This window comes from Serratia sp. TSA_7, assembly GCF_052692135.1.
Genome location: NZ_JBQZFU010000001.1, coordinates 1,153,193 through 1,173,657 on the forward strand (window position 1 = coordinate 1,153,193; position 20,465 = coordinate 1,173,657).

At 52.7% G+C, this 20,465-nt stretch carries 13 protein-coding genes and 1 pseudogene; 3 read left to right on the plus strand and 11 right to left on the minus strand.

The genetic code is table 11. The features are described from left to right. Positions 1-56: 56 nt before the first annotated feature. The 3 genes from ACUTQW_RS05570 to ACUTQW_RS05580 form a co-directional block, all read right to left on the minus strand. Complete coding sequence (locus tag ACUTQW_RS05570) at positions 57-1,247, minus strand: MFS transporter (RefSeq protein WP_004944642.1); 1,191 nt, start codon at positions 1,245-1,247, stop codon at positions 57-59. A 92-nt stretch (positions 1,248-1,339) separates the two neighbouring features. Next, on the minus strand, positions 1,340-1,810 hold the full coding sequence (locus ACUTQW_RS05575; protein ID WP_020439062.1) for a cyclophilin-like fold protein: 471 nt from the start codon (positions 1,808-1,810) through the stop codon (positions 1,340-1,342). 96 nt (positions 1,811-1,906) lie between these two features. Then, the gene (locus tag ACUTQW_RS05580; RefSeq protein WP_235196192.1) at positions 1,907-2,935 is read right to left on the minus strand and encodes an alpha/beta hydrolase; all 1,029 of its coding nucleotides are present in this window, start codon (positions 2,933-2,935) and stop codon (positions 1,907-1,909) included. Positions 2,936-3,241: 306 nt separating this feature from the next. Between ACUTQW_RS05580 and ACUTQW_RS05585 the strand changes: the two genes are divergently transcribed. Continuing rightward, on the plus strand, positions 3,242-4,138 hold the full coding sequence (locus tag ACUTQW_RS05585) for a LysR family transcriptional regulator (RefSeq protein ID WP_006325422.1): 897 nt from the start codon (positions 3,242-3,244) through the stop codon (positions 4,136-4,138). On the opposite strand, the pseudogene ACUTQW_RS05590 reads toward ACUTQW_RS05585, so the two are convergent. The 3 genes and pseudogenes from ACUTQW_RS05590 to ACUTQW_RS05600 form a co-directional block, all read right to left on the minus strand. Then, a pseudogene (locus ACUTQW_RS05590) lies at positions 4,113-4,217 on the minus strand (MarR family transcriptional regulator); the annotation flags it as partial. The gene ACUTQW_RS05585 and the pseudogene ACUTQW_RS05590 overlap by 26 nt on opposite strands. Before the next feature lie 94 nt (positions 4,218-4,311). After that, positions 4,312-5,043 (minus strand): hypothetical protein, encoded by a 732-nt coding sequence (locus tag ACUTQW_RS05595; RefSeq protein ID WP_037430967.1) that lies wholly within the window; start codon positions 5,041-5,043, stop codon positions 4,312-4,314. A 695-nt stretch (positions 5,044-5,738) separates the two neighbouring features. Further along, positions 5,739-6,371 (minus strand): helix-turn-helix transcriptional regulator, encoded by a 633-nt coding sequence (locus ACUTQW_RS05600; RefSeq protein WP_037432930.1) that lies wholly within the window; start codon positions 6,369-6,371, stop codon positions 5,739-5,741. A gap of 681 nt (positions 6,372-7,052) precedes the next feature. On the opposite strand from ACUTQW_RS05600, the gene ACUTQW_RS05605 reads away from it, so the two are divergent. After that, on the plus strand, positions 7,053-8,327 hold the full coding sequence (locus ACUTQW_RS05605; RefSeq protein ID WP_006325427.1) for a Glu/Leu/Phe/Val family dehydrogenase: 1,275 nt from the start codon (positions 7,053-7,055) through the stop codon (positions 8,325-8,327). A gap of 190 nt (positions 8,328-8,517) precedes the next feature. On the opposite strand, the gene ACUTQW_RS05610 is transcribed toward ACUTQW_RS05605, so the two are convergent. Then, positions 8,518-11,931: a hypothetical protein gene (locus ACUTQW_RS05610; RefSeq protein WP_004944652.1), complete on the minus strand. Its 3,414-nt coding sequence runs from the start codon at positions 11,929-11,931 to the stop codon at positions 8,518-8,520. A gap of 13 nt (positions 11,932-11,944) precedes the next feature. Beyond that, entirely contained in the window at positions 11,945-13,648 is a 1,704-nt protein-coding gene (locus ACUTQW_RS05615) for a hypothetical protein (protein WP_235196194.1), read from the minus strand. Positions 13,649-14,379: 731 nt separating this feature from the next. Here ACUTQW_RS05615 and ACUTQW_RS05620 point away from each other — a divergent pair. Further along, the gene (locus ACUTQW_RS05620) at positions 14,380-14,949 is read left to right on the plus strand and encodes a DJ-1/PfpI family protein (protein WP_020439067.1); all 570 of its coding nucleotides are present in this window, start codon (positions 14,380-14,382) and stop codon (positions 14,947-14,949) included. A gap of 329 nt (positions 14,950-15,278) precedes the next feature. Here the strand turns inward: ACUTQW_RS05620 and ACUTQW_RS05625 are convergent, their stop codons facing one another. From ACUTQW_RS05625 to ACUTQW_RS05635, 3 genes are all read right to left on the minus strand, one after another. Further along, positions 15,279-15,656, minus strand: a complete 378-nt coding sequence (locus ACUTQW_RS05625; RefSeq protein ID WP_004944660.1) for a DUF1493 family protein — start codon at positions 15,654-15,656, stop codon at positions 15,279-15,281. A 181-nt stretch (positions 15,657-15,837) separates the two neighbouring features. Next, complete coding sequence (locus tag ACUTQW_RS05630; RefSeq protein ID WP_006325430.1) at positions 15,838-17,292, minus strand: efflux transporter outer membrane subunit; 1,455 nt, start codon at positions 17,290-17,292, stop codon at positions 15,838-15,840. A gap of 1 nt (position 17,293) precedes the next feature. Then, entirely contained in the window at positions 17,294-20,464 is a 3,171-nt protein-coding gene (locus tag ACUTQW_RS05635; protein ID WP_006325431.1) for an efflux RND transporter permease subunit, read from the minus strand. Between the last annotated feature and the right edge of the window lies 1 nt (position 20,465).

Consider the following 20,465-nt stretch of genomic DNA (forward strand, 5'->3'; position numbering starts at 1 on the left):
AATAAAGTTGTATAATACAACCATATCAGAGAGAACCGAAAATTCAAGAGTACGAATCAAAACCCCTGCTCTGGCCGTTGCAGGCGGCGTCCGCTTCCTATCACTCCCGCCGCCAGCATCAGTAAAACTGCGCCGCCGATCAACGGCGCGGCCACGCCGATGGCATCCAGCAAATGCCCGCCGACAGCCCCGCCCAGCATGATGGCTAACTGAATGGATGCCACCATCAGGCCGCCGCCGCTTTCCGGTTCGTCATTAATCTCTCTGGCAAGCCAGGTAGACCAGCACACCGGAATGGCCGCGTTCAGCATGCCCCATCCGACCATCATCAGCGCAACGCCCGTAAAGACATGGCCCGCGCCGACCATGCCGAGGGTCACCACCGCCAGGCCGACCGGCAACCAAACCAGCAGCCGATACAGGTGATTGCGCTGCAGCATGGCGCTGGCGAAATGCGTGCCTGCGAAACCGGCAGCCCCCAGGCCCAACAACAGCAAGGAGAGTTTGTTTGAGTCAACGCCGGTCGTGCCTTCCAGAAAAGGACGGAAATAGGTAAATGCGGCAAAGGCACCGGCAAAGGTCAGCATGACCGCGAGCATACCTATGGCGACATAGCGGCGTTTGAGCAAACCGAACAGGCGTGTGAGCGGAATGCTGGCCTGTGGCGGCATCGACGGCAGGCTTTTCGCCTGCCAGACGAGGTTGATCAAAACCAGAGGAACCAGGCTAGCAAACACCCAGCGCCATCCGAAGTGCCCCCCCATATAAGCGCCAATCGGCGCTGCAAACGCGGTGGCGACCGCATTACCCATGTAAATGGCGCCGAGCGCGTTGGGGACCCGGTGCGCAGGAACCAGGCGGATCACCGTGGCGGTAGCCAACGACCAGAAACCGCCCACGGCCAAACCCAGCAGTGCGCGGGCGACCATTAGCAAGGAAAAGCTGGGTGCCAGAGCGATCAGAATGAGTGACAACAGCATAAGCACCGTCATGCTCATCAGTACATAGCGGCGATCAAAGCGGCCTGCTATCGGCCCGATAAACAGGCTGGCCAACACGGCGAACAAACCTGAGATGGAAATTGCCTGCCCGGCCATGCCCTGCGTAGCATGCAGATCGCCGGCGATAGGCGTCAGCAAGCTGACCGGCATAAACTCTGAGGCGATCAGTAGCGCAACGCACAGCGCCATGGAGCCGACGGCACTCGCCAGAGAACCTCCTGGTGAGGATCGGGTTGAGGTGGTCATGGGTTACTCCGAAATGAAAAATATCCCCGCTAAACATCAGGGTATATTATGGGCGATGAAGATGAATGAACTCAGTCAAATACACATCAGATTCAATTCCCGAGAGAGATTGTGACGCGCACGATCCCCGGTCGGTTAAGGGCCTCAAGGCCTGAAGTGATTTTGCCAATTTTGATAACCCCTGCGGCTTCAGGTCCTGGGCCTTGGTAAAAAGCAATGTTCCCCCACGGGGCATAATAAGCAATATCCCCGGTGGCGCCGGCATCAGACCTGGGGGCCGCGTCTTGCGAAAGGCGATGTGGCAGTGCACCGCTGATTTTCTCCGCCTCACCGTAGTCTTTCAGCGTTAAGGTGAGTGGCAGCAGCTTGACGAAGCTCCGCGCCGTCGGATTATCCTCAAGCGTTGCCGTCAGAGAGGTGGAACCTATGGCTAGCCGAATATCATGCATTTTTACCTGCCTGGTAGCATTGGAACTGTCCTGGGCCGCTTGTAATGTGCCGACTGTCGACAGCATAAAGAGCAGTGCCGCATATTGGCTAACTCGCATAGAAGTCTTTTCCATGGCCTGTCCTTTTATAGTCGACGTTTTCTCCACGCGGTTAAGCTCAGGTTACAGGCCGCGCGGACTAACGCGGCCTGGGTTGCGGAGACGAAACGCTTACTTCAGATTGCTGTGGAAGAAGGAAGCCAGCTTGGCGAACGGGATCAGGTCGGTACGGTCGTACAGATCCACATGGCCGGCACCCGGCACTATGACCAGTTCTTTCGGTTGACCGGCCAGTTTATAGGCCTCTTCGCTGAACTCACGCGAGTGGGCTTCAGAGCCCGTGATGAACAGCATCGGACGAGGAGAGATCGTCTCAATGTCGTTGAACGGATAGAAGTTCAGGAACTTGACGATACTGGTCAGCGTCGGGTGGGTCGTCAGCGCCGGTGACGAACCTTTAGGGGTGAATTCACCGCGCGGCGTGCGGTAGTAGTCATAGAACTCACGTTGAATAGCCGGCGTGTCCGCTGTCAATTCATGCACAGTACCACTGACGTATTCGTTTTTTCCGCCCGCGAACTCCACATCACGCTGTTCGGATGCGGCGGCGATCATCTGCTTTCTCTGCTCCAGCGTTTGCGAATGTTTCAGTCCATTGCGCACTGCCGCGCCCATATCATACATACTGACCGTCGCAACGGCTTTGATGCGCGAGTCGATTTTCGCGGCACTGATGACGAAGCTGCCGCTTCCGCAGATGCCCAGTACGCCAATCTGCTCTTTATCAACCCAAGGTTGGGTTCTCAGGTAGTCAACCGCTGCGCTGAACGCTTCCGCATAGAGGTCTGGCGCGACGACGTTACGGGGTTGCCCCTCGCTTTCCCCCCAGAAAGACTGATCGATAGCCAGGGTGACAAAACCTTGCTCAGCGAGTTTCTGCGCATAAAGGTTCGAGCTCTGCTCTTTCACCGCCCCCATTGGATGCCCGATGACTATCGCGGGATAGTGGGTACCCTGCTTCCGATTTTTGGGCATGTAAAGGTTCCCTACAACCTTCATTTTGAATTGATTGTTAAAGGTGACCTTTTGCGTCGTTACCTTATCGCTCCGGTAAAAGTTATTTGCGCCGTTAGACATATCGGCTGCCATAGAAGTGAATGAACTGACCAGCAGGGCCAGGGATAACGCTATTTTCTTCATCGGATTACTCTCGGTTGAAATAGTGAAGTCAATTTCTTCGGTATTGGTATCAGTAAATCGGGGAATCAAAAATCAAACCTGAACGGGGGGCATTTATGTAAACGCCTGACTTCAAGTTTTATTTAAAGGGCCTGTCGACGCAGTCAATATAACAACAACGATTAGAACAATTAATGCCAAAAATCTTTACGCTTTTGTGAGAAAAATTCATCAATGGTTTTCCCTCAGCCTGCATTTGGGTAAGATGATACGCACCCAGGCACCCGTTCAATCAACACCTGAATCCAGTCCCAGAGGAGAAGCAAAATGGATGATCTTAAAGCCTTTCTGTGCATTGCCAGATTGCGGAGCTTTACCAAAGCGGCGGCAGAGATTGGCGTCACCCCTTCAGCTCTGAGCCACACGATCAAAACGCTGGAGGAAAAACTGGGGTATCGGTTGCTGACCCGAACCACCCGCAGCGTGGCCCCCACCGAAGAAGGCGAAATGCTTATGCGTAGCCTGGGGCCCTTATTCGAGCAGATAAACGATGAGCTGGAAAAGTTGGGGGCGATGAGGGACACACCGAGCGGGACGATTCGCTTGACCGGTGCCGATGATTCCGTTCAATACCTGATTCGGCCGGTGTTGGCAGATTTTCTAAAAAAATATCCTGAGATTAATATTGAAATCGGTATCGATTACGGCTTTACCAATATCGTCCAGGAGCGCTTTGATGCGGGTATACGTCTGGGAGAGTCTATTGACAAGGACATGGTGGCGGTAAGGATCAGCCGCGACTGGCGATTATGCGTTGTGGCGACGCCCGCTTATTTCCAGCAATATTCCGCCCCGCAAACCCCTAACGATCTTATCCGGCATAACTGCATTAATATCCGTCATTCAACCACCAGCGGCGTTTATGCCTGGGAATTTGAAAAAGGCAAACGTCAGTTCAGCGTAAAAGTTAAGGGACAATTCACGGCAAACAGCACCCTGCATCAGTTAGACGCCGTGCTGGCGGGCATCGGCATTGCTTACCTACCCGATTACCTGGTCGCCCCTTATCTGCAAAACGGGCAACTGACAGAAATCCTCGCTGAATGGTGCCCGTATTTTCAGGGGTATCATCTTTATTATCCTCACCGTCGCCACGGTTCGCCGGCCTTTATGGCCCTGGTTGACATCCTGAAGGAAAATGCACGGAGGACGGTGGCAAGTTAGTCCCCGCCAAAGTGCTGCCCATAAAACCCGGCTCACGCACCAGATGGCGCGAGGCATCCCTGATAGGCCGCAAATACAGACGGCTTTAGGCGGCGGCGTCATAATGGTTGTACAGTGCAACCATATTCCACGGGCGATTGTTAGTGGGGTGTTCATCAGTATTGTCGGTGCCTTTATTTTTTCGGTTTCTTTCTTGTTAAGAATCTAAATGCATACCTAAATATGATGAGGAATGTTATCTTTCCGATCACGACAAGCCCATCACCGTTTATGTAGCCTGGATTTTTACTTAGGAAAAAATCTACATGTTTGTTTTTTGGTGGGAGTGCTTTTTCAATGACATATCCATCTTTACTTTTGTGAATAAACACGCCCTCTCTCTCTATGATATCCCTGTCTATCCCAGAGAGGGTTTTTCGATACCATTCAATCCCTGCTGCATTACCATCATAACCATAACTAGGCCAAAATTCATTCTTGGAAAATTTCATAGCGAGAGAGTAGGAGGCAGGGTTTATCATGTAATACATTGCATATGATTTTTGCGTGTATATTCTTTTTTCAGAAAACAAGTAAGTCAATATATGCCTCACTATCCCTGTTTTCCCTCTTATATGCTTTTTCAAGGCTGTTTGACATCTTAATATATTAATTCCCTGACCACTTAGATTATAAGACTGCAAACAAAGGTAACCAGCGACCTCTTTCTTTTGGTCAAAAAACAGGATGCACCTACGTCTGTAAGCCGTATGATTAAAAAACTTGTAAATGGTTTCATCATCTGATAGTTGCCTATTAAATAGTCCTTCCCTAACGTAACTTATTCCTTTTAAAAGCTCCTCATCTGGTGACATCCCTATGGGAATGTCAAACGATTCATACTCTACTCTACCGGTTGATTTCATGTTAACCTCATAACACTGTGCAATGGCATTAAAAATTATTGTTATAGCGTGATATTTCCCACTAATTTTATGAAGGCCACAGATAATGTTAATTGAGTGACCTAAAATTCGCCCTAACCCTGTTTAAAGAATCTGCATATTTTTGGGGAATACCGAAACCAATAACATAACTGTTATTAGAAAAGCATGCATTGCTTGTCATGGATAAAGCAATGATTAGTCTGATCAACATTCTTGTCATATATAAACCAGACTTTAATAAAGGCGATGAAAACTATAATTCAAAAAAACAAAAATACCATATTTTTTATTTTTCCGGCTCTTAGATCACAAGATTATGAGAAAATCAAATCCATTAATGTAGGGTTAGGACAAAAACGGCATCGTACTCGTGTAGAGAACAGAACATCAGTTATTCCTAGAAACGTTCCTGGCTGGGAAGTAGCGAATAGTGTAGCGCTAAGAAGAGTTGGATATTTTTGTGCCAGTTTAGGTCGATACGGACTACCTAATCGCCGCGATCATGGAGCAGGTCATGAACCACGGCAACATAATGACGATCAAAGTGGCCTGCTATCGGGGCGATAAACACGCTGGCCAACACCGCGAACAAAGCCGAAATCACTGGCAACAGGCTGACAGGCATAGACTCCGCAAGACCCTTTAGCCGTGCCGTTGGCCGCTCTGAAATGGGCTTAGGCGGCGCCCTCGCCTTTTTTTAGCTCTTTCAGGTATTTGTAGACCGTCGCGCGCCCAAGGGATAACACGTTGGCGATATAATCGGCGGCGCTTTTGGCCTTGAATGCGCCTTCATTATAGAGATCGATCACCAATCGCTTTTTTTGCTCACGGCTCAATGATGCCAGCGAGGTGTTCTGAAGGCGGAGCCACTCATGCAGGAAGGTATTGATCTTTTCTTGCCAGTCATCCTTGAACAGCTGCTGCGGCTGTGGCTGCAAACGCGTCACCGACAAGAACATGTCCAGCGCGTTTCTGGCGTCCTCAAAGATGCTGGTGCTCAGGTTAATGCACAGCAGATAGCTCGGATTGCCCTGTTCATCGCGCGCGGGAATGCTCACCGAGCGCATTTTTTTGCCATCCCAGTTGAGCTTCTCGTAAGGGCCGGTGACCGGCGCGCCGCTGTTGATATCAAAATCGTCCAGGCCGGCATCGTCACCCGGTTTGCGTTTCGACAGATTATTGGCGAGGTAGGCGACTTTGTTGGTCGACAGATCGTGTATCACTACTTCCACATTAGGGAAAAACAGGGCTGCGATACCGTCGGCGACCGACTGCAATAATTCAAGTTGAGGCGTGGGTTTCAGCACTGGGCTGTTTCTCCGTAACGATAAGCATGATGATAATGGCCGATTCTCATCATCTGGACAGCCGCTTAGCATACCTTACTTGCCGTGTAATGCCGAGCGGGAGAGCGGCCGCCTTCCCTTGGTTCACCGCTGCGGTAATGGCACATGTTGAGCCTGAAGCGGCAATATGCCACCAGCCATTTTGTTAACGGAAAGTGAATATCGCCACAGGTCATAAAACGACGGTACGGACTGTGCTGTAGCCCACATTTTGCGTGAACAGTCCGTTAACGGCGTAAGATTTTCGATATATCAGCCAGTTGAAGCTGGTTTCGTTTAAGAAAAACACAATATCAGGCCGTTTTAACAGGGATTCCCCGCCGTCGTCAGGAAACGGCATTGTCAACATGGTGGTTAAATAAAATGAAACTTTTTGATCACATTCAAGCTTCTGACAAATAGATAAAGGCAAAATTTATGCGTTTTTTGTGCATAAAGCATGAATACCCCACGTAACCTCCCGACAAAAGTAATTAACTATTCATTTTTACCCGTCAAAACCCATTGGAAACCGGCCTGCAGCCCGATCAGGGGGGGCTAACAACCGGCAGGTTTAATGGTAAATTTAGCGTCGCAAAAGTGTTATGCACTTAGTAATCCACGGTTAAACAAAATAAATACCTAGATAAAAAAAGGTTGGTTATGGAAAAGCTATCCTACGCTTCAGAAAGCAGCACAACGGCCTGGTCCACCTACTTGCAACAAATCGACCGCGTTGCACCTTACCTCGGTGACCTGTCTCGTTGGGTTGATACCCTCCGTCATCCCAAGCGTGCGCTGATTGTCGATATCCCCCTGCAGATGGACGACGGTTCTATCCGCCACTTCGAAGGTTTCCGCGTTCAGCACAACCTGTCGCGCGGCCCGGGTAAAGGCGGCATCCGTTACCATCCGGATGTTGATCTCGATGAAGTCATGGCGTTGTCAGCATGGATGACCATCAAATGTGCGGCGGTCAACCTGCCTTACGGCGGTGCCAAAGGCGGTATCCGCGTCGATCCTTTCAAACTGTCTGAAGGCGAGCTGGAGCGACTGACCCGCCGCTACACCAGCGAAATCGGTTTTATCATCGGGCCGCAGAAAGATATCCCTGCGCCGGACGTCGGCACCAACTCGAAAGTCATGGCCTGGATGATGGACACCTACTCCATGAACCACGGCACCACTATCACCGGCGTGGTCACCGGCAAACCTATTCACCTTGGCGGTTCTCTGGGCCGTGAAAAAGCCACCGGTCGCGGCGTGTTCGTCACCGGCAGCGAAGTGGCCAAGCGTCTTGGCGTTGAAATTGAAGGCGCTAAAGTCGCGGTACAGGGCTTTGGTAACGTAGGCAGCGAAGCCGCTCGCCTGTTCGTTGGCGTCGGTGCCCGCGTAGTGGTGATTCAGGACCACTCGGCCACCCTGTTCAACCCGGACGGCATCGATCTGGCCGCGCTGACCGAATGGCAGACCAAGAACAAGCAAATCGCGGGCTTCCCTGGCGCCAAAGAGATCGAAAGCGAAGCCTTCTGGTCGGTTGACATGGATATCCTGATCCCAGCGGCGCTGGAAGGCCAGATCACCCGCCAGCGCGCAGAAATCCTGAGCGCCAAGCTGGTGCTGGAAGGCGCTAACGGCCCAACCTATCCGGATGCGGACGACGTGCTGCGTTCACGCAACATTACCGTAGTGCCTGACGTTATCTGTAACGCCGGCGGCGTGACCGTCAGTTACTTCGAATGGGTGCAGGATATGGCCAGCTACTTCTGGAGCGAGAGCGAAATCAACGAGCGTATGGACAAGATCATGACCGACGCTATGGTTCACGTCTGGAACAAGGCCGAAGAGAAAACGTGCAGCCTGCGCACAGCGGCTTATATCGTCGCCTGTGAGCGTATCCTGACCGCACGTAAAGAGCGTGGCATTTACCCTGGTTAATACGTTGTACTGCCCGGCCTGCTTTGCGGGCCGGGATATTTCCCTTCTCCCTCTGCCTTAAACCTTTCCAGTGCCGATCTTCGCTTCGGGCGAACAGCGTTTCTTCTTCACAGATTCATTCGCGCCCAGCACACGCCACCGACGACGCCAGCGCAACCGGGCAAAGCCGATTGCGCTGCGCCAGTTCGGTTCAATGTGAGGATTCGTTGATGCCACCGGCGATCACCGACATGCCGCCGTACCCGACCATCAGCGCGTATTGAATCACGCTTTCGATCAGTTTGGCCCGAGGATCCTTGGTCACGGCGATAGGAAACTCGAGTATGCCGCCGAAATTAAAGGCAAAGTTTGCGATAGACTCCGGGATCAATGATTGATAGCTGGTATTCCATTTGTCATGGTTTTCAACAATATTCATGATAACCGGCACGTTCCAGACCAGATTGATCACCGACTCCACGCCGGCAGATATCGTAGTGGCCAGATGCCCCGTTGGCAGCGTCGCAAGCGGGATGTTAACGAATCCTTTGACAATACTTATCCCGGTCAGCGTATTGTTCATTTGCTGCCACCAAGTGGCGGTCTGCGCATTGATCAGCGTCGCCAGATTGGGGGAAACATAAGACACATTGGCAATCGCACCCACCAGAGCCAACGTTTTTGGCCAACTCCCCGCGAAACTGCCATCGCCTTCCTCAGCGACGCGTTGCAGTGAAAGGACCACCACCAGCCCTACGCTGCCTGCTAATGCAAAGAAAGCGGAGACCAGCCCAAACACTTTCAGACGCGCACCATCCAGGACCGGCGTTTCACCCGCGCGATATCGGTTGGCACCTGGCAGCGAAGAGGACGCCAGCGTGAAGAACTGTTGGCGAACCTGCTCAAAATCTTCGGCCTCCAGTAATCCTTGAGTGAATGCATCCCCTTGCGGAAAGGGAGTGGCGCCAAGGGTGATTTTACAGACCAGGGTGGCCGGGATGGCGGCGATAAAACAAAACAGATCGAGGAAGGAAAGTTCGTCGCCGGTCAATTCTTTGTAGAGCCAGGAAATCACCGGGATATCAAGAGGCTCGTCCAGTAAGCTCAGAAAACCCTCGGCCAGTTGAACAAACACATCGATAGCAGCAAGCAGAATGTTCTCTGTGGTTTGCAGTAGGGTATCAACAATAATCGCGGTGAATTTCTGAATGATCTGAGTCACCGACAACGTATCGAACTGGCCGATAATATCCGTTTGGATCGCGTTATAGGCACCCACTAACGTGGCCTCTTCGCTGTCCAGCAAGTTAAGCAGGTCCTGAAAAATCGCCTGGTCCACCGAAGGGGGGCTGAATGTCGAACTCGCGCTCGACATATTGCCTTGATAATGGTGTATACCGAGCTGAGCCGGCGCGCTGTTTTGCCCATTCAACGGCGGATTTAAGGCACTGGTGCCTGCCGGCGTTTGGTCAAACCCCGGAATGTCCGCCCATCTATTGATATCATTTTGCAACGCGAGAAAAACCGCAGACACTTCCGTCTTGAGGCCACTCAAGCTGTTCACGCTCTGCTTCACCCATTGGGTAAACACGTTTTTCATCACGCGATGGGTGACAAGGATATCTTTGAATTCGAACAGGAACTCCAGGAACTGGATCAAATCCGTAATCGCCGTTTTGATGGCGTTAAAGACCCAAACCGCAGCCTCAACCACTTTTTCAGCGGCGTCCAGTACCGCCGCGTAGACCTTCCCGGCAATCCTGGCAATGAAGTTCCACGTTTTGCTTGCGGCATCCTCAATGATTTGAATAACGGCTTCCACACCCGACGCCAACCAACTGAAAAGGTCACCGATGTCGACCCACAGGGCATCTATCCCATCAACGCTCAATGCGGACGATGCGGGCGACATTTGCGCCAATGCCGTTTTCTGCAAGGCGGCAGCGCCCAACGTGCCGTAAACCTCGCCTAACTGACTATTTGATGTGGCAACGCTTTGCAGCTCCGCATTGGAGACACCGGCACCGATCAAGGGGCTGGACGAGCCGTCAGCATGGGTAATGGTGGCCTGCTTCAGGCTGTCGACGCTATTAAGTTGCGCAATTTTCCGCATCGGTTTGTCCATCGGGTCCACCAACGTGGCTGGCCCATTGGCGGGCAATACGCTCAATCGGGTCCCGGTCAGGCCGTTTATCCATTCGATTACGGTTATGCTGCCAAACTCATCGGTATTTATCTGAATGCCGGCGGCATCAACAATATAATACAAATGATTGATATAGACGCCGACTCTGGATCCGGCGCTGATGGATACCCTTTCCCCTGCCAGCGGTTGGTTATTCTCATCGCTGACCTGGATCCGGGTGGTATAGGAACTGTACTTTTGGGTATCTTTACTGTCCGGCGAAGGCAGCGTAATACTCTGTGACGTCCACAGCGTATTGTCGGTCGATTTCACCCATTTATTCAACAGATTGCCCGCTACCGTAAAGAAGGTATTGCCGTCGTCCACCCGGTTCAGATAAGGCGAGAACTGATCGACCGCCGTGACGATCGGCAATGGATAGCTCCATGCTGAAGGCGATGCCAGCTCTTGGCCCAATGGGCAACGAAGGTAAAAAATCTCGTCGTTGCCATTCAATCCCCAGACAACGGACATATTGTTGGATTGCGCAGCGTACATTTTTCTCACGCCGTTAAATAGGCTGCTTTGCGCCAGTAAAACGCCAATGGCGCCATCCGTCTGATTATCACTCGCAAAGCAGTAAAGCCCACCGTTGCTGCAAACATACAGATCGCTGGACATATTGGGTTTACGGCAAGAGGCAATGCTGTCGGCGATCAGGTTGCCGGGGAGCAATAAACGGGCCGAAAGCGCCGGTATATCGGGGTTGAATACATTGTACAGCGGCTGGAAAATCAACTGCGGGTTGCCGTCGACCTGTCCGGCAGTATACAGCCCATCGATTGTCGGCTGGTGAGGGCTACCGGACAAATACTGGCGCCCCAAACAGCTACTGTAGCTGCCGGCCTCCAAATCTATCGACACATCGTGCGGCATCCAGGCGGGCGTACCCTGGGTGTTGATGTAATAGCGGGAAATCAGATGTTCAGCGCTGCTGGGATCCCTTAATATATCGACAACGATATATTGTTTGTTGTTAAGGGTCTCGCTCAGATAAACGCCGGCAATGGTGATGTTCTTTGCCGGGTTATCGAACGGATACTGAACCCACACCGGTTTTTTTAACCAATCGGTATCGGCATTGGAATTGCCCAGGTTCAGAAACAAATGATCGTTTACGCCGTCATTAAGCACCATCGCCAGGCCAACAGTGCCATCAACCACGCTTTGCCCTGCATCAAACATTTTACAAACAATGTTACTCTGCCCGGGAAAACTCTGCGCAATCTGCCCGGCGCTGATATTGTGTTTTTCCCAACCGGTATCATGTTTTATCGACTCTTCGGTGGCGTAAAACGCGCCGTCCGAACCCACTGAAAACAACAGCGAGTTGCCACTGCGGGTTTGGAGAGCTTCAAACTGCTTCTCCGGCGACATCAGTAACGTCTGTTTGTAATTTTTCATCAACTCTACCGAGACTTCTACTTTTGGCGTAGTCATATTATTTACCTTCTTAGAATTTAGCCGGCTTAATCGACTTGGCTGTCAGCCCGGGTTGAACATAAGAAATATGTGAAACCAGGTCCTGATTGTTAGAGAAAACTACGTCTTTGAAGGTAAATGTTTTGCCTCCAGGGAAAACGAAACGTTGGGCGACGTTTAACGGCATGCTGTGAAACCCCGTCTGAGAAAAATCGCTGGCCCAGTCGGCAATATCGCCCACCAGATCATTAAGGCCGGTAAAGATTTCAATAAACCAGTTGGTGCTTGGCGTAGCATCGGAATTATCAACAGGTACTGAAATCAGACTGGCGGATAAATGCCCTTCCTGGTCGATAGCCAATGTATAGGTGTCCGTAATGGTCTTGTTTATTGCGTTCCAGCTCTCCGAGGACTGCAGGGATCGAATATAGACCGAAACGACAAATTTTTGCTCGACGACAATGGTATTGCCGGTAAAGGTAACGGTGGCGTTGTACGTCGTACCCAATGTCATCTCGCCCATGTCGCCGCCCAGCCCTGCTTCATCATTGTCTGAGGAGCTGTAGGAATAGGTTAAAATAGTATTCCCCGTTGCCGGAATATTCACGGTCGGCGTTTGATAAGGAGTCATTGACCAACTGTAATTGATCGTCGTATCAAGAAAGCCGGAAAGCCAAACTCTCACCCAGGCTTTATAACAGTTTGCTGATACGTAATTGGATAGCTGACTTTTAAAATAATCAGCGAAGGTATTTCTGTTTATTGCAATAACGCCGTCAAAACTGGACTCTTCAGCAGGTTCGATCCAGTTCCAGGAGAAAGGCACCGCAGGTGGAAGGCTGTTACCATTGACTTCACACAGGTAATTAAGCGTATTTAAATCATTAGTGCTGGTACTGATCGGTGTATAGGGGCTGACCTCAAGTTCCATTTTAGTCAACTTGAGGGTCGACGGATTGTTGTCGGGCGTGTTCTGTACGATAGAGTAATTCAACACGGGTTGGGCATTGGCTTTCATTGCCGTGAAATAGGCCCCTAAAAACACTTCGGACAATACCGTGTAGGCCGGTGTGCCTGGTGTAACGCCACTGATGGTTGGCGTTGACTCCAGCGCTGCGTTATCTAAATCAAAAAACAGCTGCTGTACGCTGAAAGCATCCGGCCCCAGATTGTTAAGCTGTTCCTGAACGTCCGGCGGCAGATCGGCATTATCCGTAATTTGTTTTAATGAAACGATGGAGGTAAAAAGCCAGGGCGAATCGGTAGGCTGTGTGGCGCTGAAAAAACTGGTCAGGCCATGTCGGCCAAAGTTGCAGGTCACGACCGTAAACTGCGCGCAAATCAGATTGAAAATGACCGACTGGCTGGTGGGTTGCAACGTAACGATATCGGGAATGGCATTAGGCTCTATGTCGGCAGGGATGCCTATAGCAGCCTCGAAGGCAAAATAGAAATTGCTGTTATTAATATTTTCTATTTCAGGTGTCATGGGGTCGCCCTGATTCCAACTTGGCACGGTTAGCGGATCGGTCCCCTGAGTTTGCTGCAAGAGTTCATCTCGGGATATCGCTACCGGTTGGCCTTGATCATCTTGATTCCAATACATCCTTACCGTGGGAAAAACGGAATTATATAAATACTCTTTCATCGTTCCGTTAATACTGGCCTGAGAAGTGGCCACGACGAAGTCATAACCATAGTGAGAGTCTGATAAATTAGATTGATTTGCACTCATGATAAACGCCTCCTCGTTGCCTACCGAGTAAGCAACGATATCGTTAAGTTATATTTAGCTGCGAAATAAAACTCCTGAGTTTAAAATTATCTAAAAAACACCCAAATCTGTATTAAATACCTGCAAGCACGAATAAACGAGCCAATATCATTGCTGATATTTAGCATGACTCTTCCTGGTGGTATCATACACAGATAAATTGACAATATTTATCTACGGGGTGTTCTATGAACCCGTTACGCATCGATAAATATGGCTTGGCATACTCATACCCGCTAATACATGCACGTAATATACATTGTTAGCAGGTTAATAATAATGTATTGCAATGGCTGGACGTTGTTTTTACACGGACGTACCGCGAAAAATTAACACGCCACAAACCTATTCCCAGCAGAAACTTTAATATAGGATACCAGTAGGCATATGCAAGCAACCTGAAGGATATAACTATCCTGTATTAAGAATAACCATACTAACAATATGATTATGCTGTTAGATTTAATTTATTTATCTTATTGAAAAAATTATTTCATCAAAAATGCCTTAATCAATACCCGTAAAGTTGTTTTCATGGTGCGAGTAAAATATTACCTGTCACTACGGGGCGTTCTCCAGGCGTATCGACAGGGTATCGAAGAAAAGACAAGTCGCTGTCTTGATTCTGGTTCGCGTACCCTGCCCGCATAAGCTATATGTTAGGGATCCTTTCCCCTCCGGAGAACTTCCTCATGAGCAAGAAAAAGATCCTGATGCTGGTCGGCGACTATGCCGAAGATTACGAAACCATGGTGCCTTTTCAGGCATTGCAGATGATTGGTCACCAGGTGGATGCCGTCTGCCCCGATAAGGCCAAAGGCGACTACATCATGACGGCGATCCATGATTTTGACGGTGCGCAGACCTACAGTGAAAAACCCGGCCACCGCTTTATCCTGAATGCCGATTTTGCCGCCGCGCGGGAGGAGGATTATGACGCCCTGCTGATCCCCGGCGGCAGAGCGCCCGAGTACCTGCGCCTCAACCCGCAGGTGATCAAGTTGGTGCAGGCGTTTGACGCCGCACGCAAACCGATAGCCGCCGTGTGCCACGGCCCGCAACTGCTGGCCGCCGCCAATGTGTTGAAAGGCCGCACCTGCAGCGCCTACCCGGCCTGCGCCCCTGAAGTGCAGTTAGCCGGCGGGCATTATGCGGATATTGGTATCGATCAGGCCCACGTCGACGGCAATCTGGTGACCGCCCCAGCCTGGCCGGCGCATCCGCAGTGGCTGGCGAAATTTGCCGAGGTGTTGGAACAATAAACCCGTCGCAAAAAAGGCCCGCAATCGGACATGCGGGCCAACAGCACAGCACAAGGCATCTATTCTGATGCTGCCTCTATACCCGTCGTCTTTCAAGCTGCAGCGTTGTTACCTGCACGCGTTCACCCCAGTCACTTACCGGAGTAAGCTCCTGCGGATGAACGAGCTGGGTGCCTGGCAGTGATGTACAGGGATGTACGAATGCCGCGAGCACATGGATGTGCTAGAGCGGCCAACTTGAAAGCCATAGGGTATTCATAAGAAGTTCTCTTTTCCGCTGGCGTTAATTTAGCGTCAGGAAACAGAAAATAATCCGTACCTGTTTCGCATCATTTTAATTGTTCAATCAGAAAATGGATATCATAAAGCCAGCGCTTGGCCCGGGCGGAACGTACCAGCATGTAAACATACAGCGGCCGGATCCTGTCCATTTCCAGATCCCAGTCATTCACGCGGCGAGGCGACGCGGAGAATAATATCCCCGACTTTGCTTCTTGCCGAAAATACAGATCGTGATTGTAACTGCTGTTGTCTATGTTGAAGGTGTCGAAGTAGCCGCGCATCAGCGTCTCGGCCATCGGCAAGGTCAGGTTAAGCTCTTTGTTTATCTCGGTATTCAGAGTGACGGCGATGCCCTTTTTAAGAAATCCGGGCGTGTTATATCTGTCGATAACGGAAATCACTTGTTGCTGAATATCACTGTCCATTTCAACCTCAATATATTTGGCCGCGGGAAAGAAGCGATATTTCTCTGACCTTTCTTATTGTATCGAGTTCTGCGGGTCGGGGTTATTTTCCTTTTCTTTACATTTCTCTCACCGGATAAATATAAAAAATGCAGGGTGATAACATCCCCCTGCGTAATAGGTTTTTTGATTGCGAGTAAAGTTAACGGGTCAGGGTCGTGCTATTGGCGACCACGCTATCCCCCTGCTTCTCTGCCGTAATGCCGCCCCCCAGAACCTTATACAGCGTAATCAGGTTCTGGTACTCGGTTTGCTGCGCGCTGATCAACGATTGGCGAGCGGTGTACAGCGTCCGCTGCGCGTCCAGCATGTTCAGGTAGGTATCCACGCCGTGCCGATAACGCAGTTCAGCCAGGCGGTAATATTCCCGCGAGGCAGCCACGTAGCCGGTTTGCGCCGCCAGTTGCTCCCCAATGGTGCCTTTGCGCGCCAGCGCATCGGCCGTTTCCTGGAATGCCGTCTGCACCGCTTTCTCATAGGTGGCGACGTACAGATCCTTTTGCGCCTTGGTGTAGTTGAGCTGCGAGGTGTTATAGCCGCCGGTGAAAATCGGCAGACTGATGCTTGGCGCAAAGGACCAGACGCCGGCACCCTTGCTGAACAGGGACGACAGCTCCCCGCTGCCCACGCCGCCGCTGGCGGTCAGGCTGATCGACGGGAAGAACGCCGCGCGCGCGGAGCCGATGCTGGCATTGGCCGACTTAAGATTATGCTCGGCTTCCAGGACGTCCGGCCGGTTCAGCAGCACTTGCGACGACACATTGGCCGGCATGTCTTTCATGATGCCGGACAGCGCCTCGATCCCGTTCGGCAACAGGCTTTCGGGCACGCTTTGCCCCACCACCAGATCCAGCGCGTTTTTTGCCTGCGCGGCGCTGGTGGTATAGCTGGCGACGTCCGAACGCGCCTGCTGATAAACCGTGTCCGCCGAAGCCACATCCACCATCGACAAAATGCCGTTTTGCTGGTTTTTACGCGTCACCTCCAGCGACAGCCTGGCGCTTTCCATCGTGTCTTTGGCGGCCGCCAACAGGCTGCGTTCCGCCGCCACGTTCACCCAGTCGGTGACGATATCGGCGATCAGCGTCAGGCGCGTACTTTTTGCCGCCTCGGACTCCGCCAGATAGGTCTCGAATTTTGCGCGCGACAGGCTGCGGTTTTTACCGAACAGATCCAACTCAAACGAACTGGTGCCGGCGCTGGCTTCGTAGCTCTGGCTGATCGCGGTCGCATTGCCGTTGCCGGTCAAAGAGCGTGAACGCGTGCCGTCCACCCCTGCGTTGATGGTTGGGAACAGTTCGGAACGTTGTTCGCCGTATAACGCTCGCGCCGACTCAATGTTGGCGATCGCTTCACGCAGATCACGGCTGCTGCTCAGCCCCATCGCCACCACCTGCCGCAGCCGGGCATCCACCACATAATCGCGCCACGGGATATCCGGATAGCTCAGCGAAAGCTTACCGCTCGGCGTGGCATAGGCGGCACCTTGCGGCAGATTTTCCGGCACCGGCGCCTGCGGCCGCTGGTAGTCCGGATCCAGTGAAATACAGCCTGCCAGTAACAGGGGGAATGTCAGAGTTATCAAACGTTGCAGCACATTATTCTCCTGCCTGTGGCGTGGTGCTTTCTACCTGTTTGGCGGCGACCGGTTTACGTGCAAATACCCGGCGTACCAAAACGTAGAACAAAGGAACAAAGAAGATCGCCAATAGCGTCGCGGTAAGGGTGCCGCCGATAATCCCGGTGCCAATGGCTATGCGGCTGTTGGCGCCGGCACCGGTGGAGATTGCCAGCGGCAACACCCCGGCGGTAAATGCCAGCGACGTCATCAGAATCGGCCGCAAGCGCATACGGGATGCTTCGACCGCCGAGGCGATCAGCGTTTCTCCGTGCTGGTACTTCTCTTCGGCAAACTCCACGATCAGAATGGCGTTCTTGGCCGACAGGCCAATAATGGTCAACAGCGCCACCTGGAAGTAGATATCGTTTTCCAGACCGCGCAGCGTGACCGCCAACAGCGAACCCACCACGCCCATCGGCACCACCATCATGACCGCGAACGGGATAGACCAGCTCTCGTACAACGCCGCCAGGCACAGGAACACCACCAAGAGCGCGATGGCATACAAGGATCCCGCCTGGCCGCTGGTCAGGCGCTCCTGATAAGACAGTCCGCTCCAGGAGTAGCTGCTGCCCGCGGAGAACTTCGCCGCCAGTTTTTCCATTTCATCCATCGCGGTGCCGGAGCTGGTGCCCGGAGCGCCTTCGCCGGTGATTTCGAACGACGAAAGCCCGTTATAACGCGACAGGTTTTCCGGCCCGTAGATCCAGTGCGATGAGGCAAAGGCCGAAAACGGCGTCATGCTGGTCGTGGTCGTGCCTGAACTGGTGCTGGTTGAGCTGCCGCGCACAAACCACTTATCCAGATCCTCCGGTTTTGAACGGAACTCCACATCCCCCTGCATATAGACCTTCTTCACCCGGTTACGGTCGATAAAGTCGTTAACATAGGTGCTGCCGAAAGAACTGGTGAGGGTGCTGCTGACGTCGCCGGCGCTCAGGCCCAACGCTTGCAGCTTGTCATTATCGATATCCACCTGCAGCTGCGGGGTGTCCGGCAAGGTGTTGGCGCGCACGGCGATCAGGCCCGAATTTTTGCCGGCGGCGGCAATAATCTGGTCACGCATCGCTTGCAACTCCGCACGGGTCGTTGCGCCTTTGGCCTGCAACTCGAAGGTGAACCCGTTGGACTGGCCAAAGCCGTCGATCGACGGCGGGCTCATCGAAAACACCTGAGCATCGCGAATGCCGGCGAAGTGCCCCATGGCGCGTTTGGCAATCGCGTCGGCGGTGTTCTCGCTGCCGCTGCGCAGGCTCCAGTCCTTGAGGCTGACGAAGGCCATGCCGGCGTTCTGGCCGCTGCCGCTAAAACCAAAGCCGTTGATGGTAAAAATGCTGTTGACGTTGGCCTTCTCATTGTTGAGGAAGTAATCCTTCACCTCGTCGCTGACCACCGAGGTACGAGCGTCGGTAGCGCCGGCCGGCAGCGTATATTGCACCATCACCATCCCCTGATCTTCGTTAGGCAGGAAGCCGGTCGGCAGGCGCATATACATGACGGCGGCCGCGATCAGCAACAGACCATACATCAGCAGATAACGCATTGGGCGGTGGACCACCCTGCCGACCTTGTCGGCATACTTCGCCTGCAGCCGGTCATAACCCCGGTTGAATTTGCCCAGCAGGCCTTTGTCGGTCAGTTCCTCATGCGCGGGTTTCAGCAACGTGGCGCACAGTGCCGGTGCCAGCGTCAGCGCCATGATCACCGAAAGCGCCATGGAAGAGACGATAGTGACGGAGAATTGGCGATAGATAACCCCGGTGGATCCGCCGAAGAACGCCATCGGCAGGAACACCGCAGACAGCACCATCGCAATGCCCACCAACGCGCCGGTGATCTCTTTCATCGACTTTTCCGTCGCTTCGCGCGGCGGCAGTTTTTCTTCGCGCATCACGCGCTCGACGTTCTCTACCACCACGATGGCGTCATCCACCAACAGCCCGATGGCCAGTACCATGCCAAACAGCGTCAGGGTGTTGATCGAATAACCGAACACCGCCAGCACGCCAAAGGTGCCGAGCAGCACCACCGGCACGGTAATGGTCGGGATCAGCGTCGTACGCAGGTTCTGCAGGAAGATGAACATCACGATCACCACCAGCACCACCGCTTCGAACAGCGTCTTCACCACTTCTTCAATCGAGATATTGATAAAGTCGGTGCTGTCTTTCGGGTAGGCGACCTTGTAGCCGTCAGGCATGGATGACTGGTATTCCCCCACCTTGGCCTTGACCAGCTTGGCGGTGTTGAGCGCATTGGCCCCTGCGGCCAGCTTGACCGCGATACCCGCCGCAGGGTGACCGTTCAGGCGTGCGCTGGAAGAGTAATCCTCGTTGCCCAGCTCAACCCGCGCCACATCGCCCAGGCGAACCAGGGCCCCGCTGCTGTCGCTTTTCAGGATGATATTGCGAAATTGCTCCGGCGTTTGCAGCCGCGATTGCGCCTTGACCGTGGCGGTCAGTTGCTGATCGGCGACGGCCGGCAGATCGCCGACCTTACCCGCAGAAACCTGGGTGTTCTGCGCCTCAATCGCCGTCTCCACATCGGACGGCATCAGCGAATAAGACGCCAGTTTGGTCGGGTTCAGCCAAATGCGCATGGCGTATTCCGAGCCGAACACCTGCACGTCGCCCACGCCGTTAATGCGCGACAGCGGGTCTTGCAGGTTACTGACCAGATAGTCGGCGATGTCTGCCATCGTCGCTTTATCGGTCTCATCGTACAGACCGACGATCAGCAAAAAGCTGCTCTGCGATTTCTTGACCGTTACCCCTTGCGAGGTGACCTCGGACGGCAAGCGGCTTTCCGCCTGCTGCACCTTGTTTTGCACCTGTACCTGGGCGATGTCCGGATCGGTACCCTGATCGAAGGTGACGTTGATGCTCACCGAACCGTCGGAACTGCTGGTCGACGAGAAATACAGCAGGCCGTCCAGGCCGGTGAGCTGCTGCTCAATGACCTGCGTCACGCTGTTTTCCAGGGTTTCCGCATCGGCGCCCGGATAGGTAGCCGAAATGGCGATCTGCGGTGGAGAGACGTCCGGGTATTGCGAAATGGGCAGCGAATTGATCGACATCAGGCCACACAGCATGATGATGATCGCGATCACCCAGGCAAACACCGGCCGCCGAATAAAGAACTGCGCCATA